Genomic DNA, 14,978 nt, shown 5'->3' on the forward strand with positions numbered 1-14,978 from the left:
CCCTTCAGGGATTATTTTATATTGAGTTTAGATTTGAACGGATGTCGTTCAAAGAAATGTGGTGGAGGGGGCAGGATGACTTCGGACATCCTGTCCTTCGCCCTTCGGGCCATGCTGCGCATGTTCTATTTTGTTCCAGACAACATAGTCGAACTGCGAATCGCAGCTTCTCGTCCAGCCCCTTCAGGGATTATTTTATATTGAGTTTAGATTTGAACGGATGTCGTTCAAAGAAATGTGGTGGAGGGGGCAGGATTCGAACCTGCGAAGGCTGAGCCGGCAGATTTACAGTCTGCTCCCGTTGACCGCTTGGGTACCCCTCCAAAGAGGCGCGTATACTAACAGGAAATTTCAGTGTGTAAATAGAATTAAAGATTTTTTTTTAATTAACGATAAAAATAGATTAAAAGGAAAATACTTTGACTGCTGAAATATCCCCACAATCTAAAGTGGCCATTTCTGACCTCGAATGGTCGGGAACCCTTAATCGTGCTCTAGAGCAAGGGGATAAATTCGCATTGTTATTGGCGATGTTGGAAGATGACTACCTGCAACGGCCTAATGTAAACGGTGGCGCTGATGAACCTAGCCATTTTCCCAGTAGCATTTCAAAACACTACTACCCACAAACTCCACTCCAAGCAGAGCAGCAAGACTGGTCATTAGCACGCACAACAAGTGAATTAATGGCGCAAAATGTGAGTGACGCTATCCTCTGGCAGCGAATGCATCCCCAACCATTATCCATATTCAATGATGCCAAACGAATTGAACCTGAAGTGAAAATTAATTGTGGTTATCATACCCAACAACGATTCCACGCTGCACACTCGGCCAACACAATAGATGTAGATGAAACCAAACTCTACGATATCTTAAATGAGATGAGTTAATTAGCTAATTATTAACCCTAATTAATTTACGGTTTTTGCAAAATTATCTGTAGTTGGTATAATCCGCGCCGCAAAAAATGCTTTGGTTTTACGTTCCAATTCGCAAAAAGGTTAAATATGTCTAAATTCATTGTTTGCGCAATGTATAAATTTGTTGCGCTTGAAAACTATAAAGAAATGCGTCAGCCACTCATTGACGTGTTAGAAAGTCACAATATTAAAGGTACCTTGTTACTTGCTAGTGAAGGTATTAACGGAACTGTCTCTGGGACCCGTGAAGCAATTGATAGTCTAATTGCGTACCTCAACAGTGATCCCCGTATCAATCCAATTTCCTGTAAAGAGTCTCTAGATGACGTGCAGCCATTCTATCGTACCAAGGTGAAACTCAAAAAAGAGATTGTCACTATGGGAGTAGAAGGTATTGATCCAAAAAGAACTGTAGGCACATATGTGAAGCCTGCGGACTGGAATGCATTGATATCTGACCCTGAAGTCTTACTGATTGATACTCGTAATGATTACGAAATTGAAATTGGTACTTTCGAAAATGCAGTCAACCCTAAAACTGACTCTTTTCGGGAGTTTCCCCAGTATGTAGCAGATAATCTCGATCCTAAAAAGCATAAAAAAGTAGCGATGTTTTGCACGGGGGGAATTCGTTGTGAAAAATCCACTGCATTTATGAAGGAGCAGGGATTTGAAGAGGTGTATCACTTAGAAGGGGGGATTTTAAAATATTTGGAAGAAGTCCCTGAGCAAAATACTATGTGGAAAGGCGATTGTTTTGTATTTGATAACCGTGTTGCAGTTGATCATAAATTACAAAAAAGTCACTACGAAGCTTGTTATGCTTGTCGTCTACCCATAACTGAAGAAGATAAACAAACACCAGAATATGAACCAGGCGTGAGTTGTCCTAAATGTTTTGGTAAACACACAGATGAGCAGATTGCGCGTTTTCGTGAACGTGAAAAGCAGGTGAATTTAGCTAGAGAGCGCAACGAAGAACATGTGGGATCTGAAGCTCGAAAGGCGACAAAGTTGCGTCGACAACGTAAAGCGGCTGAGCGCAGAGAAAGACGTTTAGCTGCAGGTAAGTCAGCGTAGACAGACACACTTATAACGCGTTAAACTGCCGTTTGAATTAAATTAGAAAGTATTATAAGACTTAAATATGACCGACAAAACACCATTGGATGACAGCAAAATTGCTGAGATTCGCAAAGAGTTTGACTTTTTTGACCACGATAAAAATGGTCAAATTGATTTACCTGAGTTTATAGAGCTTTTAACCATCCTTTCGCCAAAAACAAAAGCGAGTCACGTTCAAGAAGGCTTCTCATTGATTGATGAGAACAATGATGGATTCATCGACTTCGAAGAATTTCTAGATTGGTGGCAAGAGGCTTGGTGGGAATATTAATTCCATTTACAAATTGCAGTTTTTGAAAGCCCCGCAAGGGGCTTTTTTATGTTCAAAGATGATATTTGTGGAGAAGCCCATGTATGTTGAGAAAAAATTTCAGTTATCAGACTTGGATGCGATGCGAAGTTTTATCGCACAAAATAGTTTTGGATTAATTGTATCTACTGATTTGAATTCTACCCATCTGCCATTTGTTTGTGATGTGGATGAAAATGGTAAACTATGTTTGTTTGCCCATATGGCCAAAGCCAACCCTCACTGGAAAACTATCGACAATAACCGAGCGCTTGTTGTCTTTAATGGGGCGCACGCTTACATTTCTCCTAGCTGGTATGCGACAAAACCCGCTGTCCCTACTTGGAATTATGTGGCTGTTCATTGTTATGGGGTGGTGCAGTTATTAGATGAAGATGATACTGCCTTAAGAATGCGCCAATTGATTTCTCACTATGAGCCTAGTTTGTTAAAAGATGACAGCACAATGCCTGAAGATTACCAGCAACGTCTTCGTCAGGCCGTGGTAGGTTTCAAACTGGAAATAGATGACATTCAGGGAAAAGAAAAACTTGGCCAACATCGTAAACATGAGGATCAACTCGGGGTCTTTTCGAGCTTAAATAATAGCGCGGATCCTGTTGCTAAGCTATTGGCTGAATACATGGAAGAACGCAGTCTGGGTAATGGTGAGACCTAAACCTTTTAATTAATGAGTATTGAAAAATGACACCTGCAATTAATCTTGCCAAAAAACGTAAAATTCAATATACCGTCCATCAATATCAGCATGATTCAGACACTAAATCATTTGGCTTAGAGGCTGCAGAGAAGCTGGGATTAGCCCAACAACAAGTATTTAAAACCTTGGTTGTTGAATTTGATGGAAAGGAATTGGCAGTGGCCATTTTACCGGTTAATACTAGCCTGAGTATGAAGTTGATGGCAAAAGCGTTAAGTGCAAAAAAGGTAAATATGGCGGACAAAGCTGATGTGGAGCGAGCCACCGGTTACGTATTGGGTGGTGTCAGCCCTTTAGGTCAAAAGAAACGCCTAAAAACCATTATTGATGATAGTGCTCAAAGGTTTTCGACAATCTATGTCAGTGCAGGCCGTCGAGGCTTGGAAATTGAATTGGCAGCTGATGATATCATCACCTTACTCAATGCAAAATACGCAGAGATTAGGCAGCAGTAAATCCCTTTTGGTTTACTATTTTAAACATGGACAGCCATATTATTTTAAACATGGACAGCCATATAGGAGCCAACATGGACAGCCATATATCTTTGTGAGCCAACAAACAGCCAACATGGACAGCCACAAACTAGACTAGAACTAGACTCTTAGGAAAATAGAATCAACTATGCTTTAGTATGATTAATTCAGGGAGTGAATTATGCCACTGGCAAGGAAGCGACAAATCAATCTTTCAGATACCCCTTATTATCATTGTGTATCCCGATGTGTCCGGCGTGCCTTTTTGTGTGGTGAAGATGAACTGACAGGGAAAAGCTATGAGCATCGTCGCCAGTGGGTAGAAGACAGGTTATTGTTTTTAACCACCGTATTTGCCATCGAAGTTTGTGCCTATGCAGTGATGAGCAATCACACCCATGTGGTTTTACATGTGAATGCTGACAAAGCTAAACATTGGACGGATACAGAGATTGCTCAGCGCTGGCACAAGCTTCACAAAGGAACCTTGCTCTCACAGAGGTTAACCTCAAAAGAAACTCCCGTGTTCACAGACGCTGAACAAATCACACTCCAGTCAACCTTGTCCGTTTATCATAATCGCTTAACCGACATTAGCTGGTTTATGCGAGAATTGAATGAGCCTATTGCTCGACAAGCTAATCAAGAGGATGACTGTACCGGTCACTTTTGGGAAGGGCGATTCAAGTCCCAAGCACTATTGGATGAGCATGCATTGGCAGCTTGCATGGTGTACGTAGATTTAAACCCTATACGGGCAAAAATGGCAACAACCCCAGAGTCATCTAACCACACCAGTATTAAACGCCGTATTCACGATTTCAAAAAAGGTTATCAGCCCTCTACGTTAATGCCTTTTGTTGGCAACCCAAAGCAGCCACAACCGCAGGGACTAATGTTCGATTTAGTCGAATATCTTAAGTTGGTTGACCTATCTGGTCGCAGTCTTAATCCCAATAAAAGAGGGGCAATTGATATGAGTGAATCACCCATATTGCAACGTTTAGGGTTGGATGAACACACCTGGCAAGATATGTTTTTGACCTTTGAAACCAATTTTAGCGTGGCTGCAGGGCAATCAGACACCTTGAAACGCTATAAGCGAAAACGTCGGCAAAAGAATTCTGTAGGCTAACGACTCCACTAAAGTCACTTTTCATTTCAATTGTTTCTTTGCACAAGAGACAGGCCTCAACCTACACTAAATTCAGCTCAATAGCGCCCATTTCCCAGAAACCGATGATTCCATAGGTATTTATCTAAATAATGAGCGTATTAAAACCTTTTCGATAAAATCCATTAATAGTTATGAGCCACGATCTTTCACTACTTTGAAAGGTGGCTGTCCAGATTTGAGATAATGTTAATTAATCGTTTTGAGATATTTTCTTCCCTTCTTTTTGTCAGGGTTTTTTACAAAATTTACAATTTGTTAACCGATGGGGGATTAAAACGCTTAGTTTTCAACATGGTTGAAAATTTGGCACAAGGTATGCTGAAGCAATTACGTAGTTTTACAAATGTTAAGTAGTAGATCTAAGTGAGCCTATGTAATTAACAAGGAATAAAAATATGATAAATCGTTTCTCTAAACTCAGTATAGGGGTGGCTATATTGGCTTGCAGTACGGCTGCTTCAGCTAATTTAATCAACCTATTCGAAACTCAACGTGAAACCGATTTCGCCTATGCTGGCGTAGGGGGATTGCGTGGCACAGGAGTAGGTGATATTGCACTATCTGGTGTGTCAGGCACGGTCAGTCAAGCCTATCTATACTGGCATGGTCCTACATCATCAAGCGATTCAACATTTAATGCTAACGTTATGTTCAATGGCAGTGCTATTTCAGGCACTAATATCGGTTTTTCTGATGATAATTTCTGGGGACAGGGATAACAGCCAAGCCTACCGCGCGGATGTGACTGGCTTAGTCAGTGGCGATAGTACCTATGCTTTGTCAGGATTCTCGCCTGACAATTCAAATGGAGCATCTTTGGTCGTTTATTACGACGATGGTGATACCACAAACAACAGAGATATAGTGACATTCGATGGCAATGATGCGAATTTCCCAAACTCTTATGATCCTGATGGATGGGACGTGACTTTGCCTGGTATTAATTATTCTGGTGGAACCGCTTCTCTAGTAATGGGGGTAAGTGATGGACAAGATTTTGGGATAGGCAACGATGGCCAATTTTTCATTAATGGCGTTGATATCGCAGGTCTTTTCGATGGCGCTTCAGTTCCCGCTACACCTGGCTCATCGGTAGGTAATGGCGGTCTTTGGGATTTAGTTGAGATTGATATAACGTCTTTCTTATCATTAGGCAGCAATACTATTAACTTGACCCATAGTGGCTTTCAAGATGCACTGAGCGCTGTTCACTTTCATGTGAATTTACCAGCCGGTGCTGCACCACCGGACCCAGGTCAAGTGCCTGAACCAGGCGTTTTATTACTGTTAGCATCCGGTTTATTGATGCTTAAACGCCGTAAATAGTAAACGTTAGTCTGATAGTGACAAAGGGCACACGCTGGAATATGCGTGTGCTCTTTTTAGTTACGTTATGGGTTTCCCTAAAAAGCTTCGCAACGCAAAGCTTCAAAAATTATAAACGCCACAAAGTAGAAATAAATTGTTGTATCTGTCGCTTGAGTGCAAAAGGGAGCTTTGAGGGATCTATGTTCTTCCAACTTTACCAACCTAGCTATAAATAATTAAGTTTGAAAGACTGTTTCTGGCAGGATACTGGCTGCGAAAACAGACAAAGAGCATTAATTTCGACGGACTGATTTAGGTTAAGCTATTCCCTTTAATGATTCAGTTGAGTTATGTGCAGTAATTCTCCAGCGGGGCCCCACAGATAAAAAACCTTGGCCCACGATTCGGCTTGAATCTCTGATAATTTGGTTTTGTATTGTGACTTTTTGGCTAAAGTGTAGGCTTCCTCAATATCAGATACGCATATCTGTAACATCAAATTTTCGGCTAATTGTTGATTATAAAAACGCTGTATGAAAAATTCACATTCGCCATTTTTGCACAAGGTGAGATCATCTGTAACGTATTCACTGGTAAATCCCAATTGATTATAAAAACTGACCGATTTTTGATAATCTAAACTGGGTATAAATACTTTGATATCTTCAACTTGCATAGGGCTCCTGCTTTATTCATCTTCAGGTTCTACGGGTCTAGCTTTCTTACGCATGGGAATATGACCCACATCAACCCCTTCTTGGGCGCGGATCCGTTTTTGCGGTTTAGGGGCATTTTGCGGCGCGACTTTTTTGGCTTTTTTCTGTGGCGCACCTTTTAAAGCTCGTTGTTTAAGCGGTTTAAGTCCCTTGAATTTGCCTTCAAGTCCCTCAAGCTCACTGAAACTAATACTTTGTTGTAAAATTCCTTTGATGGTAATAAAACTCTGCCAATCTTTAGGACCAACAAGAGATGCTGCATTGCCTTTACTACCAGCTCGTCCAGTGCGTCCAATGCGATGTATGTACTCGTCTGCCAATTTGGGCAAGTCAAAATTGATTACCCATTCGACTTTTCGGAGATCTAAACCTCGTGAGGCTACGTCGGTGGTGACCAATACTTGATGTTGACCACGACTAAAGGCATTCATAATGTTACTTCGTTGAGACTGGGTTAAACTAGCGCTCAAAGCTGCGCTATCTATGCCATCTGCCGCTAATAATAGAGACAGTTTCTCAGTGTCTTCTCTGGTTGCGGTAAAAACAATTACTTGTTTGTTATCCGTATTTTCCAGCAATTTTTTGAGCAATGAAATTTTATGATCTAAATGATCTGCCAAATAAAATTGCTGTTCAATATCGAGGTGTTGTTCTCTTGAGTCACCCACACTTATTCGTTGTGGCGCATTCAACATTCTTTCGGTTAGATAATGTAATTCTGCTGAATCTAATGTGGCAGAGAACATCATTGTCTGTCTTTTGCGGTGATCAGCACAACGGTCAATTAACTTTAATTCCTCCGCAAAACCTAAATCTAACATGCGATCTGCTTCATCAAGGATAAGTAACTCTAGTCCATTCAAATATAGACTTTTCCCTTTTACATGATCAGCTACTCTGCCAGCTGTACCAACAACAAACTGCGGGTTTCGTTTTAGCGCCTTAACTTGATCATTAAAATTTTCACCACCTAAAATGAGAGTCGCAAAAATATTCTGATTGGCAATTAACCATTTGAGCTGCATGAATACTTGTTTTGCCAATTCCCTTGTCGGCGCTAAAATTAGCACTCTTGGGTCTTTTCGACTCAGGGCTCGCTGTTTAAGTACCCGTTGTAGCGCAGGAATTAAAAACGCGAGCGTTTTCCCCGAACCCGTTTTAGAAGATGCTAGCAAATCTTTGCCAAGCAGGCCTTGTCCAATGGCTTTCGCCTGAATTTCAGTTACTTCTTGAAAGCCTTTTATTTCTAGGGCTTTTAAAATTCGATGGTCTAGGGGAAAGTCATTAAATTGCAAAGTTTGTTCTCTTTTAGGGCTTGGAATTGATCAAATGGAGATATTAACACACAGATGTAATTTTCATCTGAAAACTTATCTCAATGATAATTAGGGTATTGAGTTTGCGAATGCGCTTACCGTGCTCAGTTACCCTATTTGATTATGTCATTGCAAGCTAACCATAAATCCTAATCAGTTCGCGGAGTTATTTTTACAGCGCTTAAAATGCCATTCTTTACTTTGAATCTCTGATTAACAGTGTTGTACAAATAGAGAAGCAAGTTGAAGTGATTTTAATCTATCAATCTACAAATGCAAACAACTGAAGGGGAGTTTTATGTGAAGTCTAAAAAAGTCTGGGGAATTGTCATTCAATGTGATGACTTAAAGTTATTTGGAATTTTGAAAGCTGATATATAAAAATCTAAAAAACGTTTCATACGAGTAAAACTGTGTAGTTGAGGGCAGGGAACATATCCTTCAACTACACACTAAAACTAAACTAAAATGTCATTTCTTTTACATCGTTACTCACAACGAGTTTTCCAGCTGTTTTCTGTTTAACTTCATCAACCGAAACCCCTGGAGCGAGCTCTAATAAATGAAAAGCACCGTCTTTCACTTCAACCACAGCTAAATCAGTAATAATTTTATTAATACAGTTCACTCCAGTCAGCGGCAATGTGCAGCTTTCCAACAGTTTTGAGTTACCGTATTTATCTGCGTGGGTCATAGTGACGATGATGTTTTTCGCTCCCGCTACAAGATCCATTGCTCCCCCCATGCCTTTTATTAGCTTGCCAGGGATCATCCAAGAAGCAATGTTGCCACTGGTATCTACCTCAAATGCACCTAATACCGTAAAATCTACATGACCGCCTCTGATCATCGCAAAACTTTCAGCTGAATTGAAAATGGATGCTCCAGTAATTGCGGTTACAGTTTCTTTGCCTGCATTGATCATGTCGGCATCTAATTGCTCTTCAGTTGGATTTGGCCCCATTCCTAATAGACCATTCTCAGATTGCAACATTACAGCAATATCTTCAGGCACATAGTTGGCTGCAAGTGTTGGAATACCAATACCAAGATTCACGTAATCTCCGTCTTGAAATTCTTGAGCGACGCGCATAGCAATTTGATCTCGAGATAAAGCCATTAGATTTCTCCTTGGGTTTTAGCAACTACACGGCGTTCAATTCGTTTTTCGAATTTGCCTTGGATTACTCTGTTTACGTAAATACCGGGAGTATGAATTTGGCTGGGTGGAATTGCTCCGGGTGGAACGATTTCTTCCACTTCAACAACCGTAATCTTTCCCGCTGTTGCTGCCATAGGGTTAAAATTCTGAGCTGTATGACGATAGATGCAATTACCAAAAATATCAGCCTTCCAGGCTTTGACGATGGCAAAGTCGCCGGTGATAGATTCTTCTAAAATATAAGGACGCCCATTAAACTCTTTGACTTCTTTGCCTTCACCTACGGGAGTGCCGTAGCCGGTAGCAGTATAAAATGCAGGGATTCCAGCTCCGCCGGCACGCATCTTTTCAGCTAACGTCCCTTGTGGAGTCAATTCTACTTCTAACTCTCCGTCTAATAATTGCTTTTCAAATAGGGCGTTTTCTCCAACATAAGAGGAAACCATTTTTCTAATCTGTTTGTCTTCAAGCAACAATCCAAGACCAAAACCGTCTACTCCACAGTTGTTGGAAACAACAGTTAAGTCTTTGGTTCCCATCGCTTTTATTTGTGCGATTAGCCCTTCGGGTATACCACACAAACCAAATCCGCCAGCAATCACGGTCATACCGTCTTTTAAGCCGGCTAATGCGTCTTCATAGCTGGTAACAACTTTATTAAATCCGCTCATAAAAGCCTCTTTTTTACATAAATTTAACTTAGTATTAATCCAACTTGAACTAAAGTAAAATTGATTTAATATGCATATTAATAAATTAAATTTATCAATTGGTGTAGATCATGTTGTCTTATAAACAACTCCAGTGTTTTATAACATTAGCCCAATCTAGCACTTTTGCAGAAGCCGCAGAAAAAGTGCACCTTTCGCAACCTGCTTTATCAACCTCGATTAAAAAATTAGAAACATTTTTAGGGGGTGCGTTGTTTTCACGAACAACACGTAAAGTGCAATTAAGTCATGAAGGTCGCGAGTTTGTGCCTATGGCTAAGCGCTTAATGCATGATTGGGAAACGGCCATTGCAGATATGCAAGACCTCTTTGCTATGCAGCGGGGGCGACTAACTATTGCCGCGATGCCGTCTTTTGCAAGTAGCATTTTACCTGGGGTTTTGAAGTCATTTCACCAAAAGTGGAAAGATATTAATCTGACAATACGTGATGTAGTAATGGAAGATGTGATTGATTCGGTGCGAGAAGGTCGCGCCGAAATTGGATTTACCTTTGAAAATGAACAATTGGATGGTTTAGATTTTTATCCTTTGATGAATAACAAATTTGTCGCCGTTGTTGCCTCGAATCATCCTCTTTCAAGTTGTGTAGATGTGACTTGGCAGCAGTTGTGTGAATATCCGTTTGTTGTGTTGAACAGGGGATCATCTGTGCGTAAGTGGATTGAAACCTTTGCCCAACACAATGGAATCGATTTACATATTGTGGCTGAAGCGAATCAACTGGCGACTTTAGGCGAATGTGTTAAACAAGATCTTGGGGTATCAGTAGTCCCGGGAATTTGTCAGCAGCAATTTAGCCACAACGAACTTGTCTGTTTACCCATTGCAGGAGAAAACTTAGTGCGCCGAATCGGCATGGTTAAAGCGTCAAGAAAGTCCCTGTCGGTACCTGCTGAAACGTTGTGGCAACTGCTGGTTGAAAAATAATAAAAGGGGATTTACCACTTTTTTTTGGGGGCGAACAATTCGTCCAATTCGTCTCGTTCTTCTTCTTGCTTTTTCTGTCTATCTTTTGCATTGGCGTTGCGCAGATTGTCTTGAATAACTTTTAATCGTTCTTCAAGGGAAGCTTTGCGCTCAATATTGTATTGATCAGGCTGATTTTGTGCTTCCAGAGCGGCAATGGCTTTTTCAAAATACTGACGAGCAGATCCCAACATATTCGATTGCAAGGCCGAGTTTCCTCGTTTCGCTAAAGTTTCAACATTTACTTTAATTTGTAGAGCCGAAAGTTGTCGATCTTCTAACGTGTATAACTGAGTATCTACCTTTCCTTTGGCATGTTCTGAGCGCAATAAGGAACGAAACTTTTTAACCGCTTGAATATACTGAATCACCATTTTATCACTATCGGGTAACACGAAGTTTTCGTGTGACGGAGGAGGTGTGTCCATATCAACCATTTTTAAGCGATCTTGGGATTGTTTAATCCGTTGCTTTAATTCAGGCATGGTTGGATTTAATTCATAAATAACTTTCAAGGCGTTAAGAATACGGTTTTGCAGCACGGCAACTAAGCGTTGCGATACTGGGATAGTATCCACCGTCATTAAAATATCTTCAGTCTCATCAATTACCGATTTTTGTTTGGCAATCTCAGTCCGTTTTTCAGCCTCAACTTTTTCTTTGTGCTGTTGCAATGCGTTCACCACAATTGCAACCACAACTAATGAAACAATTAATATTATTATGATAGGAAAAATCATTTAGCCTTTAAATCCTGTAACAACTGACTTTTTGAATGATAAAACCGGATGTTAAGGCAACTTAAGTGTAAATACACTGCCGCCTAAATTTCCGCCATTAGATAACGCTATTTCGCCTTTTTTATCACCTCGACGGTGAGCAGAAGCTATCAATCTGGCAAAAAACAATCCTAAACCTGTTCGCCCATTACTTATTTTAAAATCCTGCATTTTGAGTTCATTGTTGGCTAACATTTTACAAGGATAACCTTCACCATCGTCTTCGACTTTGATGTATAACCAATCATCCTGTTCATAAGCCGAAACTCGCAATTTCTTACTGCCGTATCGTATAGCATTGACCAAAATGTCATTTAACAAAAGAGTAATTAAATCTTGGTCTAAATAACGCACTAGTCCCGGAGTTTGTTCGATTTCCAGCGTCATATTTCTATGTCCCAGGTAGTGCTCATGGGTAATAAAAATATTTTCTAATAAATCGTCAATAAAACACTCATCTTCATTTATCGGCAGATTTTCCATTTCCGCCCTATATAAAGACAAAAGTTGTACTAAACCCGTATTTAAGCGTGAAGATTCATAGTGAGCTGTCGATAAAAATTGCTGAGCTGAGTGATTATCCGCTGTGATGGTTTTATTAAGACCATCAATAGATTGTTGTAAAAGATTTAGTGAGCTTTTCATATCGTGCACTGCCGCAGCCAGTACCGTCGAAAAGTCAATCAATTGTTGCTCTTTTGCTGTCACTGTAATACTCGTTGAACTGGGCTACAAAAAATTAAGTATCCCTGAACTAGGGGATATTTACCAAAATTTTTGCATTACTGGAATAAAAAAGCAGATTTTTATTAAAATTTTATGGAATTAATGTAACCTACAGTATATATATTTTGAATATATGCATATGTACTTAAAGGCACTTGGTTAATAAAAATGAAATTACAGCAACTAAGATATATTGTTGAAGTCTTAAACAACAATCTGAATGTTTCGGCTACGGCAGAAAATTTATACACCTCGCAACCGGGGATAAGCAAACAAGTTCGCATGTTAGAAGATGAACTCGGCGTCCAGATTTTCGGACGTAGTGGTAAACATCTAACTCATGTCACCGATGCTGGCCAAGATGTGATCAATATTTCACGTGAAATCTTGGCGAAAGTAGAAAGCATAAAAGCGGTAGCGAGAGAGCACACTTTGCCGGATCAAGGTAAACTGAATATCGCTACTACTCATACTCAAGCACGTTATGCGTTGCCTGATGTGATAAAAGGCTTTATGGGTAAATACAAAAAAGTGTCACTGCATATGCATCAAGGTACACCTTCACAAATAAGTGACTTGGCAGCAAAAGGTGAGGCTGACTTTGCCATAGCTACAGAAGCACTGCATTTGTACAATGATTTAGTGATGTTGCCGTGTTACCACTGGAATCGCAGTATTATTGTCAATCGTGATCATCCATTAGCTAAGAAGACAACGATCACCATTCAAGACATTGCTGAGTATTCTTTAGTGACTTATGTTTTTGGATTTACTGGCCGTTCTGAATTAGACCAAGCCTTTGACCGTGCTGGATTAGAGCCGAAGATTGTCTTTACCGCTACGGATGCCGATGTAATTAAAACCTACGTAAGGCTTGGAGTCGGGGTTGGTGTAATTGCCTCTATGGCAGTCGATGACAAATTAGATAGTGATTTGGTTAAAATAGACGCCAGCCACTTATTCGAATATAGCACAACCAAAATTGGTTTCAGAAAAGGCTCTTTCTTACGTAGCTATATGTATGAATTTATCGAACGTTTTGCGCCGCATCTAACCAAAGATGTTGTTGAACGTGCGATGATGCAAAAGAATAACGATGAAGTAGAGAAAATGTTTAAAGGACTAACTTTACCCGTTAAATAAACGGGTAAAGCATTACAAGCTAGAAAATTACTTCAGCATTCTATAATATTTACTGCTAAACCGCCTCGTGCGGTTTCTTTGTATTTGGACTTCATGTCATTACCAGTGTCCCACATGGTTTTAATCACTTTGTCTAAGGATACTTTGTGTTGACCAGTGCCTCTTAGGGCTAGCCTTGACGCATTTATTGCTTTGATGGCTCCCATCGCATTGCGCTCAATACAAGGTACTTGTACTAAGCCGCCAACAGGATCACAGGTAAGCCCTAAATTATGCTCCATACCAATTTCAGCTGCATTTTCAACCGCATCCACTGAGCCACCAATTATTTCCGTCAACGCTCCTGCAGCCATTGAGCAGGCAACACCGACTTCTCCTTGGCATCCAACTTCAGCTCCTGATATGGACGCGTTCTTCTTATATAAAATGCCGATAGCAGCAGCGGTGAGTAAATAACGAGCCGCCGTGGGTTTTTCTACTTTCCTAACAAACTTGTCAAAATAACATAAAACCGCAGGAATAATGCCAGCAGCACCATTGGTCGGAGCGGTTACAACTCTTCCTCCGGCAGCGTTTTCTTCATTAACAGCCAACGCAAATAGGTTAACCCAATCCATTGCTTGCATCGGATCCGCCGTTTGTTCTGTCTCTAAACGACGATAAAGGGCTGGAGCTCGACGAGTCACTTTCAAGCCTCCTGGCAGAATACCTTCTGTTTGAATTCCGTTGTGCACAGACTCCAACATAACCTGCCAAATATTCCAGAGCTTATCAATGACTTCCGATTTCGGCTGCACTGTCGACTCGTTTTCTAACATTAATGCGCTTATCGATAGGCCGTTATCTTTACATTGTTTAATCAATTCCAAAGAACTTGCGAACGGGTAAGGTAAAGGTTTTTGTTCTTTTTCAAGGGACATGTTTTTAACTGATTGAAAGTCTTCTTGTTTTACAATGAACCCGCCACCAATAGAATAATAAGTCTGACTTAGTACTAGTTGTTTATTTTGATAGGCATGAATGGTCATGCCATTTGAATGCAAGGGTAAGGTTTTACGACGATGAAAAACAATTGCGCCTTCACGGGGAAATTTAACTTTGTGAGTAGCGTTCAAATTTATTTGTTGTGAGCTCGCAATTTCGGATAGCCAATCCTCCACCTTAGATACGTCGACGGTTTCAGGATCAAACCCCATTAATCCTAAAATAACCGCTTTTCCAGTACCATGACCTTTACCGGTTTGTCCGAGAGAGCCGAATAATTCCACACAGACTTGATCAACGTTGGTTAATAAATTGTCTGAAGATAGTTGCTGACAGAAGGCATTTGCTGCACGCATGGGGCCCACAGTGTGTGAACTCGATGGACCGATACCAATGCTAAACATGTCAAAAACGCTGATCATTGCTGTATTTTC

17 protein-coding genes, 1 tRNA gene and 1 other RNA gene are annotated in these 14,978 nt (G+C 40.5%); 10 read left to right on the plus strand and 9 right to left on the minus strand.

The window, feature by feature from the left end; all coding sequences use genetic code 11:
* Nucleotides 1-59: 59 nt before the first annotated feature.
* Together Q4567_RS15635 and Q4567_RS15640 are read right to left on the minus strand one after the other, a co-directional pair.
* Nucleotides 60-195, minus strand: a non-coding RNA gene (locus tag Q4567_RS15635) — RtT sRNA.
* Nucleotides 196-238: 43 nt separating this feature from the next.
* A tRNA-Tyr gene (locus Q4567_RS15640) sits at nucleotides 239-323 on the minus strand.
* 96 nt (nucleotides 324-419) lie between these two features.
* Between Q4567_RS15640 and Q4567_RS15645 the strand changes: the two genes are divergently transcribed.
* From Q4567_RS15645 to Q4567_RS15680, 8 genes are all read left to right on the plus strand, one after another.
* A complete protein-coding gene (locus Q4567_RS15645; protein WP_303500993.1) occupies nucleotides 420-893 on the plus strand; it encodes a VC2046/SO_2500 family protein in 474 nt (157 codons plus the stop codon).
* Nucleotides 894-1,010: 117 nt separating this feature from the next.
* The gene (locus Q4567_RS15650; protein ID WP_216046401.1) at nucleotides 1,011-2,003 is read left to right on the plus strand and encodes a rhodanese-related sulfurtransferase; all 993 of its coding nucleotides are present in this window, start codon (nucleotides 1,011-1,013) and stop codon (nucleotides 2,001-2,003) included.
* Between the two features lie 67 nt (nucleotides 2,004-2,070).
* Nucleotides 2,071-2,319, plus strand: a complete 249-nt coding sequence (locus tag Q4567_RS15655; protein ID WP_216046402.1) for an EF-hand domain-containing protein — start codon at nucleotides 2,071-2,073, stop codon at nucleotides 2,317-2,319.
* A 79-nt stretch (nucleotides 2,320-2,398) separates the two neighbouring features.
* Complete coding sequence (locus Q4567_RS15660) at nucleotides 2,399-3,016, plus strand: FMN-binding negative transcriptional regulator (protein ID WP_303500994.1); 618 nt, start codon at nucleotides 2,399-2,401, stop codon at nucleotides 3,014-3,016.
* Between the two features lie 26 nt (nucleotides 3,017-3,042).
* Nucleotides 3,043-3,513, plus strand: a complete 471-nt coding sequence (ybaK, locus tag Q4567_RS15665) for a Cys-tRNA(Pro) deacylase (protein WP_216046404.1) — start codon at nucleotides 3,043-3,045, stop codon at nucleotides 3,511-3,513.
* Nucleotides 3,514-3,715: 202 nt separating this feature from the next.
* The gene (locus tag Q4567_RS15670; RefSeq protein ID WP_303500995.1) at nucleotides 3,716-4,669 is read left to right on the plus strand and encodes a transposase; all 954 of its coding nucleotides are present in this window, start codon (nucleotides 3,716-3,718) and stop codon (nucleotides 4,667-4,669) included.
* A 437-nt stretch (nucleotides 4,670-5,106) separates the two neighbouring features.
* Entirely contained in the window at nucleotides 5,107-5,430 is a 324-nt protein-coding gene (locus tag Q4567_RS15675) for a hypothetical protein (RefSeq protein WP_303500996.1), read from the plus strand.
* Complete coding sequence (locus Q4567_RS15680; protein WP_303500997.1) at nucleotides 5,405-6,037, plus strand: PEP-CTERM sorting domain-containing protein; 633 nt, start codon at nucleotides 5,405-5,407, stop codon at nucleotides 6,035-6,037. Before Q4567_RS15675 ends, Q4567_RS15680 begins: the two co-directional genes overlap by 26 nt.
* Before the next feature lie 313 nt (nucleotides 6,038-6,350).
* Here Q4567_RS15680 and Q4567_RS15685 read toward each other — a convergent pair whose 3' ends face one another.
* From Q4567_RS15685 to Q4567_RS15700, 4 genes are all read right to left on the minus strand, one after another.
* Nucleotides 6,351-6,695: a lactoylglutathione lyase gene (locus tag Q4567_RS15685; RefSeq protein WP_303500998.1), complete on the minus strand. Its 345-nt coding sequence runs from the start codon at nucleotides 6,693-6,695 to the stop codon at nucleotides 6,351-6,353.
* 12 nt (nucleotides 6,696-6,707) lie between these two features.
* Nucleotides 6,708-8,030 carry a DEAD/DEAH box helicase gene (locus Q4567_RS15690; protein WP_303501000.1) on the minus strand — a complete coding sequence of 441 codons (1,323 nt, stop codon included), beginning with the start codon at nucleotides 8,028-8,030 and terminating at the stop codon, nucleotides 6,708-6,710.
* A 484-nt stretch (nucleotides 8,031-8,514) separates the two neighbouring features.
* Complete coding sequence (locus Q4567_RS15695; RefSeq protein ID WP_216046408.1) at nucleotides 8,515-9,171, minus strand: CoA transferase subunit B; 657 nt, start codon at nucleotides 9,169-9,171, stop codon at nucleotides 8,515-8,517.
* Entirely contained in the window at nucleotides 9,171-9,884 is a 714-nt protein-coding gene (locus Q4567_RS15700; RefSeq protein WP_216046409.1) for a CoA transferase subunit A, read from the minus strand. The genes Q4567_RS15695 and Q4567_RS15700 overlap by 1 nt, the downstream gene beginning before the upstream one ends.
* A 110-nt stretch (nucleotides 9,885-9,994) precedes the next feature.
* Here Q4567_RS15700 and Q4567_RS15705 point away from each other — a divergent pair, with 110 nt between their 5' ends.
* Nucleotides 9,995-10,873, plus strand: a complete 879-nt coding sequence (locus Q4567_RS15705; protein ID WP_252728687.1) for a LysR family transcriptional regulator — start codon at nucleotides 9,995-9,997, stop codon at nucleotides 10,871-10,873.
* An 11-nt stretch (nucleotides 10,874-10,884) separates the two neighbouring features.
* Here Q4567_RS15705 and Q4567_RS15710 read toward each other — a convergent pair whose 3' ends face one another.
* Both Q4567_RS15710 and Q4567_RS15715 read right to left on the minus strand, forming a co-directional pair.
* Entirely contained in the window at nucleotides 10,885-11,652 is a 768-nt protein-coding gene (locus Q4567_RS15710; protein ID WP_216046410.1) for a hypothetical protein, read from the minus strand.
* A gap of 51 nt (nucleotides 11,653-11,703) precedes the next feature.
* Nucleotides 11,704-12,399 carry a sensor histidine kinase KdpD gene (locus Q4567_RS15715; RefSeq protein ID WP_303501002.1) on the minus strand — a complete coding sequence of 232 codons (696 nt, stop codon included), beginning with the start codon at nucleotides 12,397-12,399 and terminating at the stop codon, nucleotides 11,704-11,706.
* Nucleotides 12,400-12,585: 186 nt separating this feature from the next.
* Between Q4567_RS15715 and cysB the strand changes: the two genes are divergently transcribed.
* Entirely contained in the window at nucleotides 12,586-13,560 is a 975-nt protein-coding gene (gene cysB / locus Q4567_RS15720; RefSeq protein ID WP_216046411.1) for an HTH-type transcriptional regulator CysB, read from the plus strand.
* Nucleotides 13,561-13,592: 32 nt separating this feature from the next.
* Here the strand turns inward: cysB and Q4567_RS15725 are convergent, their stop codons facing one another.
* On the minus strand, nucleotides 13,593-14,966 hold the full coding sequence (locus tag Q4567_RS15725) for an L-serine ammonia-lyase (RefSeq protein WP_216046412.1): 1,374 nt from the start codon (nucleotides 14,964-14,966) through the stop codon (nucleotides 13,593-13,595).
* Nucleotides 14,967-14,978: the final 12 nt, after the last annotated feature.

The sequence above is a fragment of the Aliiglaciecola sp. 2_MG-2023 genome, assembly GCF_030548145.1.
Lineage (GTDB): Bacteria > Pseudomonadota > Gammaproteobacteria > Enterobacterales > Alteromonadaceae > Aliiglaciecola > Aliiglaciecola lipolytica_A.